This window comes from Paenibacillus sp. JT22N7 (assembly GCF_059383875.1).
Window position 1 is genome coordinate 41,261 of sequence record NZ_JBXENY010000018.1, and the last position, 24,586, is coordinate 65,846.

At 49.4% G+C, this 24,586-nt stretch carries 27 protein-coding genes, 1 rRNA gene and 1 other annotated feature; of the genes, 1 reads left to right on the forward strand and 27 read right to left on the reverse strand.

Annotation, left to right across the window (positions count from 1 at the left end; genetic code table 11):
• Window positions 1-111: 111 nt before the first annotated feature.
• The 17 genes from rplL to AC50Y5_RS31855 form a co-directional block, all read right to left on the reverse strand.
• Window positions 112-471, reverse strand: coding sequence for a 50S ribosomal protein L7/L12 (gene rplL, locus AC50Y5_RS31775; RefSeq protein ID WP_046234213.1), 360 nt, complete (start codon window positions 469-471; stop codon window positions 112-114).
• Window positions 472-551: 80 nt separating this feature from the next.
• The gene (gene rplJ, locus AC50Y5_RS31780) at window positions 552-1,055 is read right to left on the reverse strand and encodes a 50S ribosomal protein L10 (RefSeq protein WP_056035766.1); all 504 of its coding nucleotides are present in this window, start codon (window positions 1,053-1,055) and stop codon (window positions 552-554) included.
• A 60-nt stretch (window positions 1,056-1,115) separates the two neighbouring features.
• Window positions 1,116-1,269 (reverse strand) — a sequence feature (ribosomal protein L10 leader region).
• Between the two features lie 16 nt (window positions 1,270-1,285).
• Window positions 1,286-1,978 carry a 50S ribosomal protein L1 gene (gene rplA / locus AC50Y5_RS31785; protein WP_056035763.1) on the reverse strand — a complete coding sequence of 231 codons (693 nt, stop codon included), beginning with the start codon at window positions 1,976-1,978 and terminating at the stop codon, window positions 1,286-1,288.
• A gap of 138 nt (window positions 1,979-2,116) precedes the next feature.
• On the reverse strand, window positions 2,117-2,542 hold the full coding sequence (gene rplK / locus AC50Y5_RS31790) for a 50S ribosomal protein L11 (RefSeq protein ID WP_046234210.1): 426 nt from the start codon (window positions 2,540-2,542) through the stop codon (window positions 2,117-2,119).
• Window positions 2,543-2,643: 101 nt separating this feature from the next.
• On the reverse strand, window positions 2,644-3,177 hold the full coding sequence (gene nusG, locus AC50Y5_RS31795; RefSeq protein WP_046234209.1) for a transcription termination/antitermination protein NusG: 534 nt from the start codon (window positions 3,175-3,177) through the stop codon (window positions 2,644-2,646).
• 23 nt (window positions 3,178-3,200) lie between these two features.
• Window positions 3,201-3,410 (reverse strand): preprotein translocase subunit SecE, encoded by a 210-nt coding sequence (gene secE / locus AC50Y5_RS31800; protein ID WP_046234208.1) that lies wholly within the window; start codon window positions 3,408-3,410, stop codon window positions 3,201-3,203.
• Window positions 3,411-3,428: 18 nt separating this feature from the next.
• Complete coding sequence (gene rpmG / locus AC50Y5_RS31805; protein ID WP_015847242.1) at window positions 3,429-3,578, reverse strand: 50S ribosomal protein L33; 150 nt, start codon at window positions 3,576-3,578, stop codon at window positions 3,429-3,431.
• Window positions 3,579-3,906: 328 nt separating this feature from the next.
• A complete protein-coding gene (gene sigH / locus AC50Y5_RS31810) occupies window positions 3,907-4,557 on the reverse strand; it encodes an RNA polymerase sporulation sigma factor SigH (protein ID WP_056035760.1) in 651 nt (216 codons plus the stop codon).
• A gap of 190 nt (window positions 4,558-4,747) precedes the next feature.
• Window positions 4,748-5,272 (reverse strand): NYN domain-containing protein, encoded by a 525-nt coding sequence (locus AC50Y5_RS31815; protein WP_056035757.1) that lies wholly within the window; start codon window positions 5,270-5,272, stop codon window positions 4,748-4,750.
• Window positions 5,273-5,275: 3 nt separating this feature from the next.
• A complete protein-coding gene (gene rlmB / locus AC50Y5_RS31820) occupies window positions 5,276-6,031 on the reverse strand; it encodes a 23S rRNA (guanosine(2251)-2'-O)-methyltransferase RlmB (RefSeq protein ID WP_056035755.1) in 756 nt (251 codons plus the stop codon).
• Complete coding sequence (locus tag AC50Y5_RS31825) at window positions 6,031-6,537, reverse strand: Mini-ribonuclease 3 (RefSeq protein ID WP_494865576.1); 507 nt, start codon at window positions 6,535-6,537, stop codon at window positions 6,031-6,033. Before AC50Y5_RS31825 ends, rlmB begins: the two co-directional genes overlap by 1 nt.
• A complete protein-coding gene (cysS, locus tag AC50Y5_RS31830) occupies window positions 6,534-7,949 on the reverse strand; it encodes a cysteine--tRNA ligase (protein ID WP_494865578.1) in 1,416 nt (471 codons plus the stop codon). Before cysS ends, AC50Y5_RS31825 begins: the two co-directional genes overlap by 4 nt.
• The gene (gene cysE / locus AC50Y5_RS31835) at window positions 7,946-8,608 is read right to left on the reverse strand and encodes a serine O-acetyltransferase (protein WP_056035746.1); all 663 of its coding nucleotides are present in this window, start codon (window positions 8,606-8,608) and stop codon (window positions 7,946-7,948) included. The genes cysS and cysE overlap by 4 nt, the downstream gene beginning before the upstream one ends.
• A gap of 698 nt (window positions 8,609-9,306) precedes the next feature.
• Complete coding sequence (gene gltX / locus AC50Y5_RS31840; RefSeq protein ID WP_494865580.1) at window positions 9,307-10,773, reverse strand: glutamate--tRNA ligase; 1,467 nt, start codon at window positions 10,771-10,773, stop codon at window positions 9,307-9,309.
• 932 nt (window positions 10,774-11,705) lie between these two features.
• Entirely contained in the window at window positions 11,706-12,188 is a 483-nt protein-coding gene (gene ispF, locus AC50Y5_RS31845) for a 2-C-methyl-D-erythritol 2,4-cyclodiphosphate synthase (protein WP_056035738.1), read from the reverse strand.
• A gap of 2 nt (window positions 12,189-12,190) precedes the next feature.
• Window positions 12,191-12,895 carry a 2-C-methyl-D-erythritol 4-phosphate cytidylyltransferase gene (ispD, locus tag AC50Y5_RS31850; protein WP_056035734.1) on the reverse strand — a complete coding sequence of 235 codons (705 nt, stop codon included), beginning with the start codon at window positions 12,893-12,895 and terminating at the stop codon, window positions 12,191-12,193.
• Between the two features lie 56 nt (window positions 12,896-12,951).
• Window positions 12,952-14,049: a PIN/TRAM domain-containing protein gene (locus AC50Y5_RS31855; RefSeq protein WP_056035730.1), complete on the reverse strand. Its 1,098-nt coding sequence runs from the start codon at window positions 14,047-14,049 to the stop codon at window positions 12,952-12,954.
• Window positions 14,050-14,198: 149 nt separating this feature from the next.
• Here AC50Y5_RS31855 and AC50Y5_RS31860 point away from each other — a divergent pair, with 149 nt between their 5' ends.
• Window positions 14,199-14,594, forward strand: a complete 396-nt coding sequence (locus AC50Y5_RS31860; RefSeq protein ID WP_056035726.1) for a hypothetical protein — start codon at window positions 14,199-14,201, stop codon at window positions 14,592-14,594.
• A 288-nt stretch (window positions 14,595-14,882) separates the two neighbouring features.
• On the opposite strand, the gene pssA is transcribed toward AC50Y5_RS31860, so the two are convergent.
• From pssA to rrf, 10 genes are all read right to left on the reverse strand, one after another.
• Window positions 14,883-15,629: a CDP-diacylglycerol--serine O-phosphatidyltransferase gene (pssA, locus tag AC50Y5_RS31865; protein WP_056035722.1), complete on the reverse strand. Its 747-nt coding sequence runs from the start codon at window positions 15,627-15,629 to the stop codon at window positions 14,883-14,885.
• Window positions 15,630-15,716: 87 nt separating this feature from the next.
• Entirely contained in the window at window positions 15,717-16,793 is a 1,077-nt protein-coding gene (gene disA / locus AC50Y5_RS31870) for a DNA integrity scanning diadenylate cyclase DisA (protein WP_056035719.1), read from the reverse strand.
• 10 nt (window positions 16,794-16,803) lie between these two features.
• Window positions 16,804-18,171 (reverse strand): DNA repair protein RadA, encoded by a 1,368-nt coding sequence (gene radA / locus AC50Y5_RS31875; protein WP_046234195.1) that lies wholly within the window; start codon window positions 18,169-18,171, stop codon window positions 16,804-16,806.
• Window positions 18,172-18,327: 156 nt separating this feature from the next.
• Entirely contained in the window at window positions 18,328-18,678 is a 351-nt protein-coding gene (locus AC50Y5_RS31880; protein WP_056035716.1) for an antibiotic biosynthesis monooxygenase, read from the reverse strand.
• A 16-nt stretch (window positions 18,679-18,694) separates the two neighbouring features.
• Window positions 18,695-19,120, reverse strand: coding sequence for a hypothetical protein (locus tag AC50Y5_RS31885; protein ID WP_056035714.1), 426 nt, complete (start codon window positions 19,118-19,120; stop codon window positions 18,695-18,697).
• A gap of 280 nt (window positions 19,121-19,400) precedes the next feature.
• On the reverse strand, window positions 19,401-21,872 hold the full coding sequence (gene clpC / locus AC50Y5_RS31890) for an ATP-dependent protease ATP-binding subunit ClpC (RefSeq protein ID WP_056035710.1): 2,472 nt from the start codon (window positions 21,870-21,872) through the stop codon (window positions 19,401-19,403).
• A gap of 2 nt (window positions 21,873-21,874) precedes the next feature.
• Window positions 21,875-22,954: a protein-arginine kinase McsB gene (mcsB, locus tag AC50Y5_RS31895; RefSeq protein WP_081418818.1), complete on the reverse strand. Its 1,080-nt coding sequence runs from the start codon at window positions 22,952-22,954 to the stop codon at window positions 21,875-21,877.
• Window positions 22,955-22,978: 24 nt separating this feature from the next.
• The gene (gene mcsA / locus AC50Y5_RS31900; protein ID WP_046234191.1) at window positions 22,979-23,503 is read right to left on the reverse strand and encodes a protein-arginine kinase activator protein McsA; all 525 of its coding nucleotides are present in this window, start codon (window positions 23,501-23,503) and stop codon (window positions 22,979-22,981) included.
• Window positions 23,504-23,542: 39 nt separating this feature from the next.
• On the reverse strand, window positions 23,543-24,004 hold the full coding sequence (locus AC50Y5_RS31905; protein WP_056035708.1) for a CtsR family transcriptional regulator: 462 nt from the start codon (window positions 24,002-24,004) through the stop codon (window positions 23,543-23,545).
• Window positions 24,005-24,492: 488 nt separating this feature from the next.
• A 5S ribosomal RNA gene (rrf, locus tag AC50Y5_RS31910) occupies window positions 24,493-24,586 on the reverse strand; the annotation flags it as partial.

Sequence of the window (24,586 nt, forward strand, 5' to 3'; positions counted from 1 at the left end):
AATAAAAGTATTTATAAATGTCTAGCTTATAAATATTTTTATTTTAAACATAGAACGAACCCCTTGAAACGTAGCGTTTCAAGGGGCCCGCTATCTTCTAAAGAAGAGATATTACTTAACTTCTACAGCTGCGCCAGCTTCTTCAAGCTTAGCTTTAACTGCTTCTGCTTCTTCTTTAGCAACGTTTTCTTTGATTGCTTTAGGAGCGCTATCAACCAGATCTTTCGCTTCTTTCAGGCCAAGACCTGTGATTTCGCGAACGACTTTGATAACGTTGATTTTGGAAGCACCAGCGTTGTTAAGGATAACAGTGAACTCAGTTTGCTCAGCTTCAACAGCTGCGCCGCCGCCAACAGCAGCTACAGGAGCAGCAGCAGTAACGCCGAATTCTTCTTCGATTGCTTTAACAAGATCGTTCAGTTCAAGAACGGTCATAACTTTAATGGCTTCCAAGATTTGATCTTTAGACATGGTTATACCTCCAGAAGTGGGTTTAGTTTTTTTAAGCTGCAAGTTTAAACGAGCAGCAGATTCGATACGTGTGAAAAAAATTAAGCTTGAGCTTCTTTTTGCTCGCCAACTGCTTTAACCGCAAGCGCGAAGTTGCGCACTGGGGCTTGCAATACGCTGAGGAGCATGGAAAGCAATCCATCGCGGGACGGAAGTTCCGCCAGCGCTTTGATTTGATCCATATCAACGATTTTACCTTCAACAACGCCGCCTTTAAGTTTCAGAGCGTCGTTCTTTTTAGCGAAATCATTAAGAATTTTTGCTGGAGCAACTGCATCTTCGTTACCGAAAGCAATAGCTGTCGGTCCAGTTAGAATCTCATTCAACTCAGAAAGACCAGCTGCTTCAGTAGCACGGCGAACTAGCGAGTTTTTCAAAACTTGAAACTCGATGCCAGCCTCACGCAGTTGTTTGCGAAGTTCTGTAACTTGCGCAACGTTCAATCCGCGATAATCGGCAACGACAGTGCTGGAGCTATCACGAAGCTTTGCTGTAATAACTTCAACCGCTTGTTGTTTCTCTTGGATGATTTTTGCGTTTGCCAAACTGTACACCTCCTGTATTATTTGTACATTCCGTTATTTGACGAGTCAGATCTCTTGCCGCGATGCATGAGAAAAGCCTCCGCTATTAAGTAGCGAAGGCCATGATGGTTCGTTAGTACGACCCAAGGCCGCACACAAACGCTTTATCATAACACCTCGGTAGGAAATTAAGCCTTTCGGCACCTACTGTCTACGGTATGCGTGTTCGATTTTAGTTCCGTTCCTTGCTATTAGCGGTAGCTAGCAGCGGAGACGCGAGCGCCAGGGCCCATTGTCGAGGAAACGGCGATGTTTTTCAAGTATACACCTTTAGCTGCAGCTGGTTTAGCACGAACCAAAGCTTCTACAAGAGCGCGAAGGTTAGCATCAAGCTTATCAGCATCAAAGGATACTTTACCGATTGGAGCATGGATTTGACCAGCTTTGTCCAGACGGTATTCAATTTTACCGGCTTTAATCTCTTGCACGGCTTTAGAAACGTCAAACGTTACTGTGCCGGCTTTAGGGTTAGGCATAAGGCCTTTACCACCGAGAATACGACCAAGTTTACCAACTTCAGCCATCATATCCGGCGTTGCTACGCAAACGTCGAAATCGAACCAGCCTTGTTGGATTTTGTTAATCATGTCTGCGTCGCCGACAAAATCAGCGCCAGCAGCTTCTGCTTCCTTCGCTTTGTCGCCTTTTGCGAATACGAGGACGCGTTTAGTTTTACCAGTACCGTGCGGAAGTACAACGACGCCGCGCACTGCTTGGTCTTGTTTACGAGGGTCTACACCCAGACGTACAGCAACTTCAACGGATTCGTCGAATTTAGCTGTTGCTGCTTTTTTCACAAGCTCAATCGCTTCTAACGACTCGTAAGTCGCTTCGCTATCGATCAGCTTGGAAGCTTCTACATACTTCTTGCCATGTTTAGCCATTGTAAATATCCTCCTCAAGTGGTTATAGCGGAAAATCCTCCTAGGGAAAATCCTCCCACAGTGAAGCCTAAGCTTCACAGTCCGAGCATCCTTGTAACAGTCAGCCCTTCGTTTGTTATCCTAACGGATCAAACGCAATTAGTCAACGATTGTAACGCCCATGCTGCGTGCAGTGCCTTCGATCATAAGCATTGCTGCTTCAACGGAAGCTGCATTCAAGTCGGGCATTTTTTGTTCCGCGATTTCACGGACCTTAGCGCGATTAACGGTAGCTACTTTCTTCTTGTTCGGCTCGCCTGATCCTTTTTCGATACCTGCTGCTACGCGGAGCAATACTGCTGCCGGTGGAGTTTTAGTTTCGAATGTGAATGAACGATCCTCAAATACGGAAATAACAACCGGAATAATCAAACCTGCTTGATCTGCTGTACGAGCGTTAAACTCTTTACAGAACGCCATAATGTTAACGCCTGCTTGACCGAGCGCCGGACCGATAGGTGGAGCTGGATTCGCTTTACCTGCAGGAACTTGCAGTTTGACCATCTTGATGACTTTCTTAGCCATGACTATACACCTCCTTACCCTGGTAATCCACAACATACAACTAACGAGTTTGGTGCTTCTGCATCCCCCCAGCAAGCTGGCGTTCTACAGAAATACCGGAACTAGATCTTTTCCACTTGAGTATAATCCAACTCAACTGGCGTTTCTCTGCCAAACATGTTGACATGAACCTTGAGCTTCGCTTTGTCCAGCAAAATTTCTTCTACTGTACCAACGAAATCCGCGAACGGACCTTCCTTGACCCGTACAGTTTCCTTCAGATCGAATTCGATCTTCGGCTTCGGTTCCTCCATACCCATATGCTTCAAAATCTGTTCGACTTCGTCTGGCATAAGAGCGATCGGCTTCGAGCCTGATCCTGTCGATCCTACGAATCCTGTAACACCCGGCGTATTGCGAACAACATACCAAGAATCGTCAGTTTGAACCATTTCTACGAGAACGTAGCCTGGATAAACTTTACGTTGAACGGTTTTTTTCTTGCCGTCCTTCTCGACCACTTCTTCTTCCATCGGAACTAGTACGCGGAAGATCTTGTCTTCCATGCCCATCGATTCCAAACGGCGTTCCAAATTGGCTTTTACTTTGTTCTCATAACCGGCGTAAGTGTGTACGACATACCATCTTTTTTCCATTTCAATTCACCTTTGGACCCTTCTTAAACAATCAGTTCAACTAGAGACGAGATCCCGATGTCAAGAAGCCAAAAGTAAATCGTCACAGCCGTAATCGTCAAAACGACAACGATAGAATAGCTTGTCAACTCTTTACGGTTTGGCCAACGAACCTTTTTCAGTTCTGCCCAGCTGTCAGCAAAGAAACCAAACGTTGTTCCGAAGCTTTGCTTCACTTTAGCCAAAAATGCCACGGTCACACCTCCATTTGACTATCTCGTCTCGCGATGAGGAGTCTGCTCGTTACAAAACTTGCAAAACTTCTTCAACTCGATGCGGTCGGGGTGATTGCGTTTGTTCTTGCTGCTCGCATAGTTTCTCTGTTTGCAGTTTGTGCATGCCAACGTGATAATAACCCGCATTGAATTACACCTCCCGAACTGCTACTAAATACCTGTTCACCCTGAAACATGCAGTACCTCAAGATGAAATGAAGGCCAACACGAAAAAAAACCTCATATTTAGGCCTACCCGAACACTTTATCACACGACATACTGGATGTCAATGTAAAAGATAGAATGCGAGCTTGTACAAAAGCTGGAAACAAGGCGGCATCGGGTCCGCCCTGTTTCTACAAGTATAGGCAGCATTTTCCGATTTAAAACGGAAATGAAGCCATCCTCTTCTACAATTACAGAGAAAAGGACAGCTTCTGCATTCTCACTTAAGCTATAAGTATGATGACACTGTTACCCGCTTATGTCCCGGACTTCCAAATAACGTTCAAGCTTCCGCTTCACGCGCTGTAGTGCATTATCAATAGACTTCACATGACGATCCAGATCAACTGCTATTTCCTGATAGGACCTTCCATCCAAATAAAGCATGAGCACCTTGCGTTCAAGATCACTCAAAATCTCGGACATTTTGTCTTCCAGACCGCTAAACTCTTCCTGGTTAATGATCAACTCTTCCGGATCTGATACCCGGGTCCCGCATATGACATCAAGCAAAGTACGATCGGAGTCTTCATCGTAAATGGGCTTATCGAGCGAGACATAGGAATTGAGCGGGATATGCTTCTGCCTGGTGGCCGTCTTAATCGCCGTTATAATCTGCCGCGTAATGCACAGCTCTGCAAATGCTTTAAAGCTTGCGAGCTTGTCCCCTTTAAAGTCGCGAATAGACTTATACAGTCCGATCATGCCTTCCTGCACAATATCTTCCCGGTCCGCACCGATAAGAAAATAAGAGCGTGCTTTAGCTCGAACGAAATTCTTATATTTGTTAATCAAATATTCGAGCGCCAGACTGTCGCCATTGCGAACCGCTTCTACGATTTCCTCGTCCGTACTGCAGTCATATTCGAGCGTACTCCATTCTTTGAGGTCGATGCTCACAAACTATCCCTCCGGCCTGCAAGGCGTACGCCGCTAGATTCATAGCCAGCAAATATAGAGCCAGTATACATTATGTAACCTGACAACGTCAACCGATTTAGACCCCGAATCGATAACAAAACCTATTCAAAGTGTCGAAAATTTTACAGATACATCCAGAAATAATTCACCGCAGCCTTAGGGCGCACTGTTATTTCTTGCCTCGCCTAAGCCTTTCCAGCTGCATGCGAATTTCAAGGCTAAGACTGTTGTCCACCGTATTGCGGCGGCTCTTCGTTTCTTCCCTCAGCGTAAGCTCAATTTGCTTGCGGTTCTGCTCAATTTCAATTAACAGCTCTCGTGCCGAGAGGCGAAGCGCCCCATGGGCGAAAGCGACATGCTGTTCTACGAGATCAGAAGTAGCGACATACAAATGGCGTCTTTTTTGAAACAGCTCAACTACCATGCGCTCAATGCATTCATCCGCTGTTTCCTTTTCCTTCGTATACACAATTGTCAGCTTGTGGTGCTTGAAGGTCGCTCCAAGCCCAGGCACCTGATGCGCATCGAAAATGACATAGACCGCCATGCCGGTAAACCCCTGATAATCCGCGAGCATATCAAGCAGCTTGTCCCTTGCTTCCTCGAGATCGATGGCTTTCAGCTTTTCCAGCACGGGCCAGGCCCCAATCATGTTGTAGCCATCCACTAGCAAAATATCGTCACGCCGTTTCATGCTTTAAACGCTCCGGCGCTGTCTAACCACTTCGTACATGAACACGCCCGCAGCAACGGAGGCATTCAGCGAATTTAGCTGGCCCTGCATCGGAAGCTTCACCAGAAAATCGCATTTTTCTTTGATGAGGCGGCCAATCCCTTTGCCTTCATTGCCGATGACGACAGCAAGCGGCATGTCGAATTTCATCGAATAAATTTCCTGCTTGGCACTGACATCCGTACCTGCTATCCATATGCCTTCTTCCTTGAGCCGATCGATCGTTTGCGCCAGGTTTGTCACGCGGGCAACCGGCACATATTCCGCCGCTCCCGCCGACGTTTTGGAGACGGTAGCCGTTAATCCAACCGCGCGGCGCTTCGGAATAATAACGCCATGAACGCCGGTGCATTCCGCGGTCCGCAGAATTGAGCCCAAATTATGAGGGTCCTCAATTTCATCCAGCAGCAAAATAAAAGGCGTCTCATTGCGGCTGCGCGCTGCTTCTAATATTTCTTCAATCTCGGCGTAGCGAAATGCAGCCGCCTGCGCAATAACGCCTTGATGCTGAACGCCCTCGGCCATGCCATCAAGCTTCCTTTTATCGACAAATTGCACGATAATTCCGCTTTTTTTCGCCTCTGCCGTAATCGGCTGTGTCATGCTCTTCTGGGCGCCTTCGGCGATCCAAATTTTATTGATTTCACGCCCGGAACGAAGCGCCTCCAGTACGGGATGCTTGCCAGCAATAATTTCATCTTGCGGGGTAGTCTCAGTCATTATTCGCCCTCCTTTGTTTTCTTGGCTGCGGTGGAAGGGGCGGCTGGCTGTGCCAGCCGTTCCTCTCCGTCTTCTCTTGCTGCAATCGCACAGGCGAATAACTCATGCAAGCGCTGAATGCGGCCTTCATAATATAAATACCCAACGAGACATTCAAGCGCGGTTGCTTGACGATAATCGGCGGGGTCAGCATTTTTAGGCGGCGCACCTGACTTCGTATTGCGTCCGCGCCGCACCACATCTGCCTCTTCCTCCGTCAGCAGCGGCTGCCAGTGCTCCAGCAAAATCCGCCGCTGCGCCTTGGCCGAGACGATGCCCGTCGCTTCGCGGTGCAGGTGATGCGGCTTATGATTCGGGAGCGACACCAAGTATTGGCGGACCAGCAGCTCGAACACACTGTCGCCCACATAGGCGAGCACGACGGGATTCAGCAGATTTGTTTTTTTCGAAGGCGAGTAAAACAATAAATCGTTCGCTAGCGCCTCGCTGTTATGCGGTTCACTCATAGGCGGCGCCAACGGATGCCTTGCGGCGTATCCTCAAGAGCGATGCCTTTCTCTGTCAGCAAATCGCGAATTTCGTCCGCTCTAGCCCAATTTTTCGACTGGCGCGCTTCCGTTCTTTCGACAATCAGCTGTTCGATTTCCTCATCAAGCAGATCCGCTTCGGCAGATTGTGGCGGGATTAGGCCAAGCACCTCGTCCATTTGCTCCAGCACATCCAGGAAAGCCTGCACGCCCTCGATGCCCACATCTGTGCGGTTCAAATATTGATTCGCCTCGCCAACCAGATCAAAGACAGCGGTAATCGCATCCGGCGTATTGAAATCATCTTCCATTTTCGCCTCAAACACGCTCATAATTTCCGCCAAGCGAGCATCAAGCTCGAACGCCGCAGCTCCCGTCTGCCCCTCGCTCTCCAGCACTTGCAGACGATGGCGCAAATTGGACACGCTGTTCGCGATGCGCTCCACGCTGTTTGCCGCTTGCTTTAGCGCTTCTTCGTTGAAGTTAAGCGGACTGCGATAATGTCCAGACAAAATAAAATAACGAATCGCTTGCGGCTTCACCTGCTTCACCAGCTCATGCACCGCAATACCATTGCCTAGCGATTTGGAAATTTTCACATTATCAATGTTAATATAGCCGTTATGCATCCAATAATTCGCCAGCGGTTTGCCCGTCAATGCTTCCGACTGTGCGACCTCGCACTCATGATGCGGGAACTGCAGGTCCTGTCCGCCGCCATGAATATCGAGCGTGTCCCCGAGATGCTTGCGCGCCATTGCCGAGCATTCGATATGCCAGCCTGGACGGCCCGGTCCCCACGGCGTTTCCCAGAAAATCTCGCCCGGCTTTGCGCCTTTCCACAGCACAAAATCCTTAGGACTCTCCTTGCGATCGCCTACTTCAATCCGGATGCCGAATTGCAGCTCCTCCAGATTTTGATGAGACAGCTTGCCGTATTCCTCGAACCTCGCGGTGCGGAAATAAATATCGCCTTCGCTCTCATAAGCAATGTCCTTGTCCAGCAGGCCTTGAATAAAATCGACGATTTCCGTAATATGCTCCGTTACGCGTGGGTTCAGTGTTGCCTTATGCACGGCAAGCGCTTCGAGATCCGCATTGAATGCCGCGATAAATGTCTCCGCCACTTCTGGAACCGTAGATCCCAGCTCCTCCGCTTTGCGGATCATCTTATCATCCACGTCCGTAAAGTTGACGACATAATTCACCTCATAGCCTGTGCTCTCCAAATACCGCCGAACGACATCGAAGAAAATAAACGGCCTTGCATTTCCAACGTGAATATAATCGTATACCGTCGGCCCGCATACGTACATTTTAACTTTCCCTGGCTCCTGCGATTCAAAAGCTTCCTTCGTGCGGGTCAATGTATTATACAGATGTAGCGTCATTTTCGTAAATCCCCTCCAGTTACAGGCTCCCTGAGCTCTTTCAACTCTGTTTTCAAACGATCAATTTCTTTTTGCATATCACGCAGCATTTCGATAACCGGGTCAGGCAGCTGGTTGTGCTCCAGTCTGTCCTTCACCCGTTCGCCATTTCGTTTCACCACTCTGCCGGGGTTGCCTACAACGGTACAATTAGGCGGCACCTCGCGCAGCACAACCGCATTCGAGCCTACATTTGAATTATCGCCAATTTTGAACGATCCCAGCACCTTCGAGCCCGAGCCAATAACGACATTGTTGCCGATGGTCGGATGGCGCTTGCCCTTCTCCTTGCCCGTACCGCCAAGCGTAACCCCTTGATAAATGACGACATCATTGCCAATTTCGCATGTTTCGCCGATGACAATGCCCATACCGTGGTCAATAAACAGCCGCTCGCCGATCGTGGCCCCTGGATGAATTTCAATGCCCGTCATAAAACGACTGAATTGGGATATGATACGCGCAACCGTAAACCATTTGTGACGAAAAAAATAATGCGCCGCCCGATGCGCCCAAATCGCATGCAGGCCGGAATAAGTGAAGACGACCTCAAAGCGACTTCTGGCGGCCGGATCATTTTCAAATACCGCTTCAATATCTGAACGAATATGGCGAAACATCAGCTTATCTCCTCTCAAGCCAGCAGGCCGCTGCCCCTCTTAGAGACTGCGACGAAATGAAGTACCGCTAATTTCCTCGCAGCTCCTTAGTCCTGCCTAGCTGGCCGCCGCATATCCATATAAAAAAGCCCCCACAGCATTTGCATGCTGCAGAGGCGTGTGTTCAATCGCGGTCCCACTCTGCTTGAATAGCCTGACAACATATCTGCGCCGCTCGCAGCAAGCTTCGGCATGTCTGCCTTCGCCCACTTCAACCTATGGCTGCCAGATAGCTCAGCTGCTATCCATCTCAAAGCCTTTAACGCAGGCTTACGTTGCCGCCTACCCCACAAGCGCCGCCGACGCAGCATGCGAACGAAACTTCTCTCGTTCCATGACAGCTGTTCGGGCCTCTGGCTCGGAACAAAGCTCCCAGGTGCAATTTTCCGCCCGCCGAATTAGACAACTTGCAGCTACATTGTCCAATAGCCGCGGGTAACCCGGCCTGGATGCAATGACGGTTGTCCTCTCTGCAAATCCAGCAAAACGTACTTTTCCTGTTCATAGCTTGTTAATTGTAAACTTCCTAATAGTAGCCCTAGTATACCCAATCCACCCTTATGTGACAAGAGGCATTGTGTCCGGGCGTAATCGTACGGTGAAAAAGAGCACGCCCAGCGCGAATACTCGCGCCACGGCCCTCTCCCCGTGCAGCAAGCCTAGCGGCCCAACCGCTCGTTCAGTCTCGCGATGACTTTCGCTTGGCCAAGCAGCACGATGGATTGGTTCAAGTCCGGTCCATGCGTCTGTCCGGTCAACGCGGCACGGATAGGCATAAACAGCTGTTTGCCTTTGAAGCCGGTATCCTTTTGCACTGTTTTAATGGAAGCCTTCACGCTACCTTCATCAAATGCCTCGGCTGGTGTTGCTTCTACTTGTGCGAGGAAAGCCGCAAGCACGACAGGCACCTGCTCTTCTGCAAGCACAGTTGTCGCTTCTTCTTCATCTTGGGCAGCCTCTTGGAAGAAAATCTCGGTATGCGGTACGATTTCCGCTGCATAACGCAGCTTGTCCTGGTACAACGCCACGAGACTGCTCACCCATGCGCGGCCAGCTTCATCCAATGGCTCAGATACGCGGCCAGCTTTAACCAAATGCGGCAGGCACATCTCGACGACGCGCGCCAGATCTGTTTTTTTCAAATATTCATTGTTCATCCAGCTCAGCTTCTGCGTATCGAATACGGCCGGGCTTTTGCTGAGGCGCTCAGCATTGAATACTTCAATCAATTGCTCACGGGTGAAAATCTCCTGCTCGCCTTCCGGCGACCAGCCGAGCAGCGTAATAAAGTTGAACATCGCCTCTGGCAAATAGCCTAGCGAATCGTATTGCTCAATGAATTGGATAATCGACTCATCGCGCTTGCTGAGCTTTTTGCGAGTTTCGTTAACGATCAGCGTCATATGACCAAAGCGAGGCGGCTCCCAGCCAAATGCTTCATAAATCATCAATTGGCGCGGCGTGTTGGAAATATGGTCTTCGCCCCGCAGCACGTGGCTAATTTTCATCAGGTGGTCATCCAGCGCAACGGCAAAATTGTACGTCGGGATGCCATCTTTTTTCACAATGACAAAATCGCCTGTTTCCGCCGTATCAAAGCTGATTTCACCTTTTACGACATCGTCAAATTTGTAGGTGCGGCCTTCCGGCACGCGGAAACGAATGCTTGGCACGCGGCCTTCTGCCTCAAATGCCGTGCGCTGCTCATCTGTCAGATTGCGATGCAGTCCGGAATAACGTGGCGTTTCGCCCCGGGCTGTCTGCTCCTCGCGCTCACGCTCCAGTTCCTCTTCGGTGCAGTAGCAGCGGTAAGCCAGACCGCGATCCAGCAAATCCTGCCAATATTTTTCGTAAATATCAAGACGCTCCGTCTGACGGTAAGGACCGTAGTCGCCGCCAACGTCGATGCTTTCATCCCAGTCAATGCCGAGCCATCTCAAATAAGTGAGCTGGCTTTCTTCTCCGCCGGCAATATTGCGCTTCACATCCGTATCCTCGATGCGGATAATAAACTTTCCGCTCAAATTGCGGGCATACAAATAATTAAATAAGGCCGTTCTTGCATTGCCAATATGCAGATGCCCCGTCGGCGACGGTGCGTATCGTACGCGAATTTCTTGTGTCATTGGTAAATCGCCCCTCCCTAGTCGCTTGCAGCCTTGCGCTTTTAGTACTGCCAAACTCGTAAGATAAGTAAGGTGAAAAAGAGTCTGCGCTGCGCGAAAAGAGCTTGCTTCCGATCGCCATTACCCCTGAGTTTCCTTGAATTAACCGGCTAGGCCGTTGAAACTTAAGGGTAAAAGCATAAGCTTACGATGCTGCTTTCCTACGGAAAGCTTTAAACGAACGCTATCGCTTCTCCAGCAACCCCTTTTCTCTCCACTACGACTTTTTCACCCTACTTCTTACATCCTTGCAGTAAATCAGCTATTACTAAGCTTTCCTTAAAAAAACCTGCTGCGTTTCCTAAATATAACCTTCGCCTTGCCTTGAACAAAATGCTTTTGCTATATCTTTAGCAAAATACTTTAGGACATGTATGCCAACGTAAGCAAGCCACATAATAATCTTGATTGATTATAGCATCAAACATGAACAGGAGCCTGCGTATCGAAAGTCAGCTTCATGCCATAGGCATTAGGCGGACACAGCAGCCGCTATTACAGCCGAAACACGGGTTATGGCAGGACGCGGACTCAGAAGACGCTAATGTGCTCCCGATCGTTATTTTGACAGGAAAATCAAGGGCATAACGGATTTCCTGTCCGCTTAAGACCTCAAATCCTCTCAAAAGCCAGAATAGCGCAACCTCAGTCCTCAAGGTGAAACGGCTTTCGCTGTCATTTGGCGGCGTGGCGCGTTTCATTCCGAGAAATAGAGAGAAAGTATGGCAAAATCATATACTTTCCTATATTTCAAGCGTAACGGCTGTCGCCAGCCTCTGGCGGCAAAGCTACCTATGCATGAGTATCCGGATTCTGGTTTGCATACACACCCTAGATAAACCAATAGCGTGAAGAAGTCTTTTTCCCATCCCAGCGCTCAAAAATTATTGCGATTATATCACATCTTTAATCAGGCAAACAACGGATTGTGCCGCAATTCCTTCGCCACGTCCAGTGAAGCCGAGCTGCTCCGTCGTCGTTGCCTTCACATTCACCTGGGACACATCTGCCTCCAAGGCGCCTGCGATAATTTCCGCCATTTGCGGAATAAAGGGCAGCATCTTGGGACGCTGTGCAATAATGGTCGAGTCAATGTTTCCCAGCTTATAGCCGCGCTCCTTGACGAGTCCCCAAATATGTACAAGCAGCTTCAAGCTGTCCGCATCCTTGAACTCAGGGTCCGTATCGGGAAAATGCTTCCCGATATCGCCCAGCGCCAATGCGCCCAAAATCGCATCGGTAATCGCATGCAGCAGCACGTCGGCATCGGAATGCCCTAGCAGCCCTTTTTCATATGGAATGGTTACACCGCCGATAATGCACGGCCTTCCTTCTACCAATTGATGAACGTCAAAGCCTTGTCCTACACGAATCATAGTCAGCGTTCCCCTCTCTCCCGCTTTGCGAGCAAAAACTCCGCCCATGGCAAGTCCTCAGGCGTCGTAATTTTTATATTTGTATAATCGCCTTCCGCAACGGCAACCGGTGCGCCCATTCGCTCGACAACCATCGCGTCGTCCGTCCCCAGAAAACCCTCTGCATGGGCCTGCTCATGCGCACGCACAAGCAGTTCACGACGAAAAGCCTGCGGCGTTTGAATCGCCCACAAGCTTCGGCGGTCAGGCGTCGATACGATCAAGCCGTTATCGCCCACCTGTTTAATCGTATCCTTCACTGGTACTGCCAGCACAGCCGCGCCTTCACGCTCCGCCACAGAGCAGCAGGCGCCGACCGCAGCTGCCGTCACAAGCGGCCGCACGCCATCATGCACCATGACCCACTCTATAGCAGGTGAAAGCGCCTGAATGCCGCTATACACCGAATGCTGCCTTTCGCTGCCGCCTGCAACAACTGCCTTCACCTTGGCAATGCCAAAGCGGTTGACCAGCTCTTCCACGCGCCCCACATCATCAGCGCCGACAACGACGATAATTTCAGCAAGGTTATCAAGCGAAGCAAACAGCTCAAGCGTATGTACAACAATCGGCTTGCCCTGCATTTCCAGGTACTGCTTGCTTTCTTTTGTCCCCATTCGCGAACCGCGTCCGGCCGCGACGACGACAACTCCCCATTTTGCCCCCATGTCGTATTCCCCTCAAATCTGTGTGCCGGTATTGTATCCCCTCTATCATACCTTTTTTACTGTGCTTTTTCCAACAGCTTCGGCTTGGCGAAAATCATCCGTCCCGCAGATGTTTGCAGCACGCTCGTTACAAGCACTTCCATCGTTGTGCCGATATATTCGCGTCCGCCTTCTACTACGATCATCGTGCCATCGTCGAGATAAGCGACACCCTGTCCATGCTCCTTGCCGTCCTTAATGACCTGCACAATAATTTCTTCACCCGGCAGCACAACTGGCTTCACCGCATTCGCCAAATCGTTAATGTTGAGTACAGATACGCCTTGCAGCTCGCACACCTTATTCAGGTTAAAATCATTCGTTACCACTTTGCCATGCAGCGCCTTGGCCAGCTTCACCAGCTTGCTGTCCACCTCGCTGATTTCCTCGAAATCTCCTTCATAGATAAGCACGCGCACATCAAGCTCTTTCTGGATTTTGTTCAAAATATCCAGCCCCCGGCGGCCGCGGTTGCGCTTGAGTAAGTCCGAAGAATCGGCAATATGCTGCAGCTCCTCCAGCACAAATTCAGGAATAACCAGCGTTCCCTCAATAAAGCCGGTTTTGCAAATGTCGGCGATCCGCCCATCAATAATAACGCTCGTATCCAAAATCTTATGCTCCTCGAACCCGCTAGTCTCATCGATAGCAGGGGCCGCTTTGCGCTGGTTCCACAGCTCAATCAGCTTTTCCGTCAGCTCATCCCGCTTGTTCCAAGCAATGCGCACGCCCAGATAGCCGAAGAACAGCGCCATAATGGCCGGCAGCATAACACCTACGCCTCCAATGTCCGACACCGCCGGGTACAACAGCACCGACAGCAGCAGCCCTACGAACAATCCTGCTGCACTAGCAAGCAAATCCTTGACCGGCATAGCCGAAGTCTGCTCCGCTCCACGCTGCATTAAACGAATGAGCGGATTTGCTGCCAAGGTCGCGAGAATGACCCCGCACAATGCGCCGATTCCGACATTCATGTAATAAGTGCCGGAATGCTCAAGCATCCCAATAGATGGCTCAGCCCATAATCCCGATAAACTGGTCATGCTGTGAAGCTCGCGTCCTGCCATTGCACCTAACATTATTCCAATTAATTGAATGATACGTCTTACCATATTCATCCACCTCCATTACAATTATGTTCCAATTGGGAACACTCTAACCGTCAAAGGTGAATGATTTTTCATTTTGAAATGCGGACCAAGTAAGCTTATAATGGAAACAAGATCAGAAGTTGCTAAAGTTGATGAAAGAGGTGTAACCGATGAGCGCACCAACATTGGATCAATTTCAACAGCAAGTATCCGAGTTACTGCTAAGGCATCGGAGCCTGCTAGATGTGATGTCAAAGTTTGGGCAGGCTGGAACGTCCGTCAATCGTGCGGTAACGAAAGCCGTGACCGACTGCGGCTGCATTGAGCTTGCTGCCCGCAAGCAGCATTATTCCGATGAGCCGAATCTTACCAACGCGAAAGAAACGCTGCAAAGCCACCTTTCTGGCGAGCTGTGCGAGAACTGCCGCGATGTGCTTAAGGCCGACCTCGGACGCAATCTGTTCTACATGACCGCGATGTGCAATCTGCTGGATATCCAGCTGGACGAAGTCATCGCCGATGAGTATGACAAATGCTCAACGCTCGGCCTATTTAATTTAACGTAAAGCGAATGCCTGCAAAGCCATTGCTACCTCAACATAATGATGCAAGATGCACAAGGTGAAATGGCTGTCGCCATCCTTTGGCGGCGCGGCGCATTTCAGTCCGAGAAATATAGAGAAAGTACGGGGAAATCATATACTTTCCTATATTTCAAGCGTAAACGGCTGTAGCCACCCTCTGGCGGCAAAGCCATTTCAAAAAAAAAAAGCTGCAAACCACGTTTACATGGTTTACAGCTTTTTTGATGTTTCCTGTTTACTTATGAAAAATGCTTCTGAGCTAGCTGCATACTAGGCAATCGTCTCCGACTGCACCTGCTCTTCACTCAGCTCTACATGCTTGTTTTTACGTCTGCGCGGCTTAATGCGCCGATCAACGTTTTTTTTTAAGCCCCACAGCGCATATAGCAAAAGCGGGATGAAAATCAGCTTCGACAAATATTGATTGAACCAAATACCGATTACGAGCGAGAATACGACGATAATCGGCACGACCCAAATCGCACTCTTCGGAATGCCAATTTTCTTGAAGTTCGGGTAACGAACCGTGCTCACCATAAGAATGGAAAGAACGAGCGTGCTGATTAACAGCACAATAACCGAAATATCATTTTTGAAAAGAGCTAGCGTTGCCAAAACACCACCAGCTGCTGGAATCGGCAGCCCGATGAAATAACCGCTCGGCGTCTTCGTTACGACATTAAATCTCGCCAGGCGCAAAGCTCCGCAAATCGGAAATAACGCGGTAATAATCCAAGCCACTGCTGTATTTAAATCCTGAAAAGCGACGACATACATAATGAACGCTGGAGCGACTCCGAAGGAAATGACATCGGATAACGAATCGAGCTCCTTGCCGAATTCGCTCTGTGCATTAAGCGCACGTGCCACTCTGCCATCTACGCCATCAAGCAGCATTGCGATAATAACCATCATCGCTGCAATTTCAGGTTTCTCATTAAACACCATAATAATGGCGATTACGCCAAGAAACAAATTCCCCACCGTGAAAAGGCTCGGTATTGACTTTATAATCATCTGTTCCACCTCTTCTCTACTATGCCCTAAGACCAAATACTAATGTATGATGATCGGGCCGTTCACATTCCATCAATTGTATGGGATTTAGATTTGCCTGTCAATGAACATTTGATCCTGAATCCGTTTCAAACCTTCCTTGATCGCCCTCGCCCGAACTTCCCCAATTCCGTCAACATCATCCAATTCGCCGATGGTCGCCATCATAATATGCGGCAGTCTGGCGAAGCGCTCAATCAAATTATTCATAATAATGAGCGGCAAACGCGGGATTTTGTTCAACAAGCGGAAGCCGCGCGGGGAAATAGCTTCTTCTGCCATGGAACCGGTATGCGGGTAGCCAAGAAGCCGGATAATCGGCGAAGCGTCCAGCAGCTCATCCGAGCTCAGTTTTTTCATCGCGAGCCGGATTTCCCGGATTTTCTCATCTGAATTATCTTTCGCATAATCCTTAAGCAAATACCAAGCATCCTCATCTACACCGTCGACCAGCTCTTCCAGCTGCATCGCAATGAGGCGTCCTTCCGTTCCCAGCTCGGTCACATAACGCTTGATTTCCATTTTGACACGCAGCACCATCTCTACCCGCTGCACGACATGGGCAACCTCTTGCAAGGTGACCAGCTCTTCGAACTCAAGCACAGACAAATTTTTGAACGATTGGCCCAGCACCGCCTTATATTTTTCCAGCGTCTGAATCGCCTGATTCGCTTTTGTCAAAATGTTGCCCATTTCCTTGAGCGCATACCGCAAATTGCCTTGATACAGCGTAATAATATTGCGGCGCTGCGATATGGATACGACGAGCTTGCCCGTCTGCTTGCCGACCCGCTCCGCGGTACGGTGGCGGATTCCCGTCTCAATCGACGGAATGGAGCTGTTCGGAATAAGCTGCGTGTTGGCATACAAAATCCGCCGCATATCCTCGCTCAAAATAATTGCGCCATCCATCTTTGCAAGCTCATACAAATAGTTGGGCGAGAAATCGCAATTGATGGAAAAACCTCCATCTACAACTTCCATTACCTCAGGACTGTATCCGACAACGATTAATGCTCCAGTCTTCGCCCGCAGCACGTTCTCTAAGCCGTCACGGAACGGGGTACCGGGCGCGACTAGCTGCAAAAGCTGGTTCATCGTTTCTAGCTGGCTCTGTTCCTTCATCATCTTCCCCCTATCCTAGTGCTGCCGAGAGCGCTTCCGCTACGGTGTTTACACCAATAATCTCAATGGATGCCGGAGGCTTCCAGCCCTTCAGGCTTTTCTCCGGCATAATAACACGTTTGAAGCCCAGCTTCTCGGCTTCCTTTACCCGCTGCTCAGCCCGCGAGACAGCACGTACCTCGCCCGTCAATCCAACTTCCCCGAACACAACATCGTAAGGTCTCGTTGGCGCATCCCGAAAGCTCGAAGCGAGACATACCGCTGCTGCTAAATCAACGGCTGGCTCATCGAGCTTAATGCCGCCTGCGACATTTAAATAAGCATCCTGCGTCTGGAGAAACATGCCGTTGCGCTTCTCAAGCACTGCAATGATCAGCGCCATGCGATGATGGTCAAGCCCGGCCGTCATACGGCGCGGCGAAGGGAAATTAGTCGTCGCCACCAGCGCCTGCAATTCCACCAATACAGGACGGGTTCCCTCCATGCTTGCTACAACAATAGAACCTGCTACGCCAAGCGGGCGCTCTGATAAAAACAGCTCAGAAGGATTCAGCACCTCACGCAAGCCTTCCTCGCCCATTTCAAAAATTCCGATCTCATTCGTCGACCCAAACCGGTTTTTAACCGCGCGCAGCAGCCTGTAGGTATGATGGCGCTCACCTTCAAAATACAATACGCAATCGACCATATGCTCCAGCATCCGCGGTCCGGCGATGGCGCCTTCCTTCGTCACATGCCCGACCAGCACCGTTGCAATCCCTTTGATTTTGGCGACTCGCATGAAATGCGCGGTGCATTCCCGAACCTGAGATACGCTGCCCGGCGCTGATTGCACACCCGGATCATAAACCGTCTGGATGGAGTCAATAACGAGAAAATCGGGGTCCACCGATTCAATCGCCTCGTTAATATGATCCATGTTCGTTTCGCAAAGCACATACAAGGACTCCGTCAGCGCACCAAGCCGATCCGCTCTTAATCTTGTCTGCCGCACCGATTCCTCACCTGAAATATAGAGAACCTTCAATCCCTTCGTTGCCAGTGCATGCGAGGTTTGCAGCAGCAGCGTGGATTTTCCGATACCGGGGTCGCCCCCTACCAGCAAAAGGGAGCCCGGCACAACGCCCCCGCCAAGTACGCGGTTCAGCTCCTTCAAGCTCGTTTCAATGCGCGGTTCCTTCCCGCTCTCTATATGTATGATCGACTGTGGCTTTTCTTTCGTTTGCGCAACACGCAAACCGACTCCCTGCGTCTTGACAACGGTTTCCTTCTCTTCAATCATGGAATTCCATGACTGGCACCCTGGGCATTTGCCCATCCACTTAGGCGACTCTGTTCCACATTCATTGCATACGAATTTCGTTTTTATTTTTGCCATGTCCGGCTCCTTTTACTAAAAACACTATCATTAAAAGTTTACCATTTAATGTGGATTGTATAAACCCCTACTTCCTTATACAGCAAGAAAGTTCCCTGTCATCCACAAGAGGAAGAAGGGAACTTTCTGAAAAAGACAACCTATACACGCTATCGTTTAAGCTTGGATAGCCGCTTGCCGCGCCACAATAACCCGGTGCGTTGAAAGCTGGGAGCCCAGCATAATGACTTCATTTTGCTGACTTTTGCAGCCTTCTCCTGCTTTCGTTTGACGATGCGCATGTGCCTGACGGAAGGAGTCGCTGTTGACCCAGCCTTCAAACGACGCTTTATTTTCCCATGTTGTGCCGACTCTCAGCTCATCATAGTCCACCAAGTTTTCCATAAGCAGCACTTCCATCCGGATAAAGCCGGGAGAAAGCTCAATTCCCTTCGTATGCTGGAACCGCTCGGCTACGGCTTCCCCGTGCCCTTTTTTCACTTTAATGGTGTTCGTGACCACGATCATGATGTTACTCCTCCTATCAAGCCTGAAGGCTTTCCAAATAAGCATAAACCAAGCGCGATTCCTCGCCACCCATCTTGGCGTGAACGATGAGTGGAATTCCATGCGGGCCAATGGCATCTTTCGCCGCGGGGTCGTCTCTTAAAATCGCATGAACCACTTCCAGCTTGCCTAACATCGCAGCAGCAAAAAGATCCAGCCTTGCTCCACGCTCCAGCAAATACAGCGCAATATCCCTGCGCCCGACATGAGCGGCTGCGCCTAGCGCATTTTCCCAATCGCCATCGCCCCAGTCACAGGAAGCGTGCAGCAGCTCGGGCTCTTCACTCAGCATTTGCTTTACCTTGTCAAAATCCATGTGTGCAGCTCTAACGAACTGCTTAATATAATCATTTGATAAATATGACGCCTCTTCAGCCGTTATTCTGGCAGCATGCAAACCCATCCTTATTACCGCCTTCCGTCATCTGTTCCAGTCTTCGCCATTGTATATGAAAGAGTGTATGTTCAAAGTAATGTCTACTCTTATAAGATACACGATAATGATTCTCATTGTCAAATAAAAATGAATGAAGATTGTCTGTTTAAGGCATAAAAAAAGCTTCCAGAATCCGTCAAGTTCACGGGTTCTGGAAGCTTTCTATTTTTGTGCCTAGCTGCATAAAGCTAGCTCGCCGGATGCGCGGATAAGCTGTAATCAGCTGTGCAGCATCCTCACTTTTTGATTATGATTTAGCTGCCGGCTCTTCGGACGCTTTCTCCAAATCAAGAGGCTCCGATTTGGTTACCGTCAACGCGCCATCCTTCTCATCAATCGTGAAGCGGTCGCCTTTTTGAATGTTGCCAACGAGCAATTCCTCGGACAAACGGTCTTCGATATGCTTCTGAATCGCACGGCGCAATGGACGAGCACCATACTGCGGATCGAAGCCTTCTTTCGCGAGGAACGCCTTCGCCGTATCGGTCAGCAAGAAGTCTACATCTTGCTCACGCAGACGTTTGCGCAAATCGTCGGACATCAAAGTGACGATTTCGGCGATATGCTCCTGCTCCAGCGAGTGGAACACGATCGTTTCGTCGATCCGGTTCAGAAACTCCGGACGGAAGCTCTTTTTGAGCTCAGCCATTACTTTATCCTTCATTTGAATGAAGTCACGGCCAGCGTCATGAACAGCTGTGAAGCCCAGCGAAGAATTCCGTTTAATTTGATCCGCGCCCACGTTCGACGTCATAATGATCAGCGTATTGCGGAAATCGACTACACGACCTTTAGAGTCAGTCAGACGGCCATCTTCCAGCACTTGCAGCAAAATGTTGAATACTTCTGGATGAGCTTTCTCAATCTCATCGAGCAATACAACCGAATATGGCTTACGGCGTACTTTCTCGGTCAATTGACCGCCTTCCTCATAACCAACATATCCCGGAGGCGCCCCAACGAGACGGGAAGTCGAATGCTTCTCCATATATTCCGACATATCGATGCGGATAATCGCATTTTCATCGCCGAACATCGCTTCTGCAAGCGCACGTGCAAGCTCGGTTTTACCTACACCAGTTGGACCGAGGAAAATGAATGAACCCATCGGACGCTTCGGATCCTTCAGGCCAGCACGAGCACGGCGCATAGCGCGCGATACCGCTTTGACTGCTTCTTCCTGGCCGATGACACGGCCGTGAAGAATGGATTCCATTTTCAGCAGACGCTCGGTTTCTTCCTCTGCCAGCTTGCTTACCGGAATGCCGGTCCAGCTCGCTACTACCTGTGCAATATCCTCAGGTGTCACTTCGGAATCGGTACGTCCTTGTTTTTCTTTCCATTGATTTTTCGTGATATCGAGCTCTTCACGCATCTTCTGCTCGGTATCGCGAAGCGCAGCCGCTTTCTCAAACTCCTGGCTTTGAACAGCGGAGTCTTTCTCCTTGCGGATATCCTCCAGACGGTTTTCCAGCTGCTTGAGGTTCGGCGGAATCGTATATGAGTTGAGGCGAACTTTCGAGCCCGCTTCATCAATTAGGTCAATCGCTTTATCCGGCAGGAAACGATCCGTAATGTAGCGGTCGGACAGCTTAACAGCTTGAACAATCGCTTCATCCGTAATTTTCACCCGGTGATGGGCTTCATAACGATCGCGCAGGCCGTACAAAATTTGTACCGCTTCTTCCGGCGAAGGCTGATCTACCGTAATCGGTTGGAAACGGCGCTCCAGCGCAGCATCCTTCTCGATGTATTTGCGGTATTCATCCAGCGTAGTCGCACCGATACATTGCAGCTCTCCCCGTGCTAGCGCCGGCTTCAAAATATTCGAAGCATCAATCGCTCCCTCAGCCCCACCTGCACCGATCAGCGTATGCAGCTCATCGATGAAGAGGATGATATTGCCGGCCTGGCGGATTTCATCCATAATTTTTTTCAAGCGGTCCTCAAACTCACCGCGGTATTTCGTACCAGCTACGACAGAGCCCATATCGAGCGTCATTACGCGTTTGTCGCGCAGCGTTTCTGGAATTTCGTTTGCAATAATTTTTTGCGCCAGTCCTTCGGCTATCGCCGTTTTACCAACGCCGGGTTCCCCGATGAGAACCGGATTGTTTTTCGTCCGGCGGCTAAGCACCTGAATAACGCGCTCGATTTCTTTACTGCGGCCAATAACCGGATCGAGATTGCCTTCTTTAGCGAAGGAGGTCAAATCGCGGGCAAGTCCGTCCAGCGTTGGCGTGCTCACATTTGATGGAGCGCCATGGTTGCTGGAGATGGCTTCGCTACTGCCAAGCAATTGCAGCACTTGCTGACGCGCTTTATTCAAGCTGATGCCGAGATTGTTCAGCACGCGGGCTGCAACCCCTTCGCCTTCACGAATGAGTCCGAGCAAAATATGCTCCGTACCCACATACGTATGGCCCAGCTTTCTCGCTTCATCCATAGAGAGCTCAATGACCTTTTTCGCACGTGGCGTATAGGCAATATTCGTCGGCTGCTCCTGGCCTCTTCCGATCAAAGCCTCAACCTCATCCTGGATTTTCTCTAGGCCCAGGCCAAGTCCAATCAGCGCTTTCGCGGCGATGCCTTCCCCTTCACGAATCAATCCAAGTAAAATATGCTCTGTACCAATATTGTTATGTCCAAGACGAACTGCTTCTTCCTGCGCCAATGCAAGCACCTTCTGTGCCCGTTCCGTAAATCTTCCGAACATCATCGTTACGCACCCCCATGTTCCATTTGACTTCGCAACTGCTTGCGAATAAGTTCTGCCCGGCGATAATCCCGCTGCTCCGCATTCATCGTTTCCTTAAATACTTGCTGCAAGAAGCCAGGCTGCGTCATAATCATTAATTCATTCATGACTTGAGGCGTTATATTATCCAGCAATCCCAAATCAACGCCCAACCTTACATCTGAAAGCCGCTGTGCTGCTTCCTTCGTATCCATAATAGCCGCATAGGATAAAATCCCATAAGACCGCTTTACTCTATCTTCAATGCGCAGCTTAGACTCAGCTAGGAGCCTTATTCGAGCTGCTTTCTCATGCTCAATAATTTGTTTAGCTACGCTGTACAAGTTCTCAATAATCTCCGGTTCAGATTGACCGAGTGTAATTTGGTTCGAGATTTGAAACACATTGCCTAGCGCTTCGCTGCCTTCCCCATACAATCCGCGAACCGCGAGCCCTACCTGCGTGACCGCCTGCAAAATCCGATTGATTTGCGATGATAGCACAAGTGCCGGCAAATGCACCATAATGGATACGCGAATGCCTGTTCCAACGTTGGTCGGGCATGTCGTTAAATAACCGCGTTTCTCATCAAAAGCATATTCGGTCTCTGCCTCAAAAATATCATCGATCCGATTCGCCAGCGTCCAAGCTTCCTGAATTTGAAAACCCGGATACAGACATTGAATTCGCAGATGGTCTTCTTCATTAATCATAATGCTCACCGATTCATTATCGCTGAGGATGAAGGCTCCGCCTCGAGATTCATTAGCCAGATTAGGGCTGATCAAATGCTTTTCAACCAATACACGCTTCTCCAGCTCCGTAAGATCGGATAACACGATCGTATCAAAATGGCCGATAGGCTCAAGCTTTCCAGATGCCCCGATAGCAGCCAGCTGCTCCATAACCTCAAGCGACTGCTCCTTCGTAGCCAGCAACGGAAACGGATGATGGTTTAAATTTCTGGCAATGCGTATTCGGCTGCTGATGACGATATCTGACTCGGGACCATCCCCTTTCATCCAATCGCTTAACGCTTGCTCTGAAAAACGACGACTCTTCAAGAGGTATCCTCCTTACTTCACGACTTACAGCTCTGCTATTTTACGCTCAAGCTCACGAATACGATCCCTGATTTGAGCCGCACTTTCAAATTCTTCTTGCTCAATACGATCATACAGCTCGCGTCTGAGCTGATCAAGTTCTCGTTTATTTTGCAATTGCCCTCCGGAGCGTTTCGGAATTTTCCCCGTATGCACCGTACTACCATGTACCCTTTTGAGCAGCGGATCTAACTTATCTGAAAAATGTTTGTAGCAGGCGCTGCAGCCAAAGCGTCCGATCTTGCTGAACTGTGCATAAGTGAATCCGCATTCGTCACAGCGTATGACCGGGCAAGGCTTCGTCCCTGCTGAACCCGATGTTCCAGATGGATCAAAATCAAGCAGACCCGACAGCAAGCTGTGGATGGAGAAGCCATTCGCCGTTCCCGGAATGCCTTCACCCCGTTCACGCGCACAAGCTTCACAAATGTGAAACTCTGTCTTCTCTCCACCGACAATCTTCGTAAAATGAAGCGTTGCCGGCTTCTTGCCGCATTCCTGACAAATCAAGACAAATCACCCCTTTCCATGCACTTACGCACGGTAAAGTTATTTAACCAGAAGCGATATAAGCATCGCTCTTAGCAAACGGGCCCTTACCTCATCTCGCAGCGGGAGCTTGACGGCAATCGTTTCCCGATCAATTGCTGCCCGCAGCAGCTGTGCTTCGCGCTTCGTCACCAACAGCGCTTCTTCAAGCTGATAAATCAGCCCTTCCGCCACGCTCTGCTCCACGCAATCTCCAATCGTCTGCCGAATATGAAATTGAATCGTCTGCAAGGCTGGCAGCTCTACCCGTTGAATCCGGACATAGCCTCCGCCTCCACGCTTCGATTCAACCATGTAACCCTTCTCCAGCGTAAAACGTGTACTTATAACGTAATTAATCTGGGAAGGGACGCACGAGAACTTCTCAGCCAGCTCATTGCGCTGTATTTCCACCGAGCCTTCCGTGCTTTCCTGCAGCATATTCTTTAAATACTGTTCAATGAGATCGGAAATGTTTCGCATATCACCAACCTCCCTGGTACTGCATAGAGCACAAGCTTACGCTTATTCATATGCAGCTCCAACTGACTTTGACTTTCTTTGACTTTAACTTTATTATACGCAAAATTTAAGAAAGGTCAAGAGATGGAATCTTAATTTTCTGACTATTCATCCACAAGCATTTATACACAAGGCTACTACCTAGCATGATGCGAAAAAGCACTATTTATACCCGACCAGCGTAGATCGGACCTATTTATAAACAGGCTGTGCATAAAAAGTGAACGAATGTGCATAACTCGTGTTTACATTATGTTCATATAAGGCTAATTAAACTTACTCACATGTGAACAACCTTGCGAATACGGACTTATTCTTTCCACAAAAAAATACTATGCACCTCATCCACGACTGTAGATAAGTTGTGCACAGCATTTTCGCTATATGATTATGTATCAGTTTACAGGATAACAAAAAACCTGCCGCAATGATTGCGGCAGGCTTCTCGTGCTTGGCGACGTCCTACTCTCCCAGGACCCTGCGGTCCAAGTACCATCGGCGCTGGAGGGCTTAACGGTCGTGTTCGGGATGGGAACGCGTGGT

What these genes read in the sequence shown, in the direction of transcription:
- rpmG (WP_015847242.1), bottom strand. Translation starts at nt 3,578, where the DNA reads ATGCGGGTTATTATCACGTTGGCATGCACAAACTGCAAACAGAGAAAC.
- AC50Y5_RS31860 (WP_056035726.1), top strand. Translation starts at nt 14,199, where the DNA reads ATGAGCGCACCAACATTGGATCAATTTCAACAGCAAGTATCCGAGTTA.
- AC50Y5_RS31880 (WP_056035716.1), bottom strand. Translation starts at nt 18,678, where the DNA reads ATGATCGTGGTCACGAACACCATTAAAGTGAAAAAAGGGCACGGGGAA.
- rlmB (WP_056035755.1), bottom strand. Translation starts at nt 6,031, where the DNA reads ATGACTGAGACTACCCCGCAAGATGAAATTATTGCTGGCAAGCATCCC.
- cysS (WP_494865578.1), bottom strand. Translation starts at nt 7,949, where the DNA reads ATGACGCTACATCTGTATAATACATTGACCCGCACGAAGGAAGCTTTT.
- rplK (WP_046234210.1), bottom strand. Translation starts at nt 2,542, where the DNA reads ATGGCTAAGAAAGTCATCAAGATGGTCAAACTGCAAGTTCCTGCAGGT.
- AC50Y5_RS31885 (WP_056035714.1), bottom strand. Translation starts at nt 19,120, where the DNA reads ATGGGTTTGCATGCTGCCAGAATAACGGCTGAAGAGGCGTCATATTTA.
- rplL (WP_046234213.1), bottom strand. Translation starts at nt 471, where the DNA reads ATGTCTAAAGATCAAATCTTGGAAGCCATTAAAGTTATGACCGTTCTT.
- ispD (WP_056035734.1), bottom strand. Translation starts at nt 12,895, where the DNA reads ATGGGGGCAAAATGGGGAGTTGTCGTCGTCGCGGCCGGACGCGGTTCG.
- ispF (WP_056035738.1), bottom strand. Translation starts at nt 12,188, where the DNA reads ATGATTCGTGTAGGACAAGGCTTTGACGTTCATCAATTGGTAGAAGGA.
- AC50Y5_RS31905 (WP_056035708.1), bottom strand. Translation starts at nt 24,004, where the DNA reads ATGCGAAACATTTCCGATCTCATTGAACAGTATTTAAAGAATATGCTG.
- gltX (WP_494865580.1), bottom strand. Translation starts at nt 10,773, where the DNA reads ATGACACAAGAAATTCGCGTACGATACGCACCGTCGCCGACGGGGCAT.
- radA (WP_046234195.1), bottom strand. Translation starts at nt 18,171, where the DNA reads ATGGCAAAAATAAAAACGAAATTCGTATGCAATGAATGTGGAACAGAG.
- AC50Y5_RS31855 (WP_056035730.1), bottom strand. Translation starts at nt 14,049, where the DNA reads ATGGTAAGACGTATCATTCAATTAATTGGAATAATGTTAGGTGCAATG.
- disA (WP_056035719.1), bottom strand. Translation starts at nt 16,793, where the DNA reads ATGAAGGAACAGAGCCAGCTAGAAACGATGAACCAGCTTTTGCAGCTA.
- pssA (WP_056035722.1), bottom strand. Translation starts at nt 15,629, where the DNA reads ATGATTATAAAGTCAATACCGAGCCTTTTCACGGTGGGGAATTTGTTT.
- AC50Y5_RS31815 (WP_056035757.1), bottom strand. Translation starts at nt 5,272, where the DNA reads ATGAAACGGCGTGACGATATTTTGCTAGTGGATGGCTACAACATGATT.
- nusG (WP_046234209.1), bottom strand. Translation starts at nt 3,177, where the DNA reads ATGGAAAAAAGATGGTATGTCGTACACACTTACGCCGGTTATGAGAAC.
- cysE (WP_056035746.1), bottom strand. Translation starts at nt 8,608, where the DNA reads ATGTTTCGCCATATTCGTTCAGATATTGAAGCGGTATTTGAAAATGAT.
- AC50Y5_RS31825 (WP_494865576.1), bottom strand. Translation starts at nt 6,537, where the DNA reads ATGAGTGAACCGCATAACAGCGAGGCGCTAGCGAACGATTTATTGTTT.
- rplA (WP_056035763.1), bottom strand. Translation starts at nt 1,978, where the DNA reads ATGGCTAAACATGGCAAGAAGTATGTAGAAGCTTCCAAGCTGATCGAT.
- clpC (WP_056035710.1), bottom strand. Translation starts at nt 21,872, where the DNA reads ATGATGTTCGGAAGATTTACGGAACGGGCACAGAAGGTGCTTGCATTG.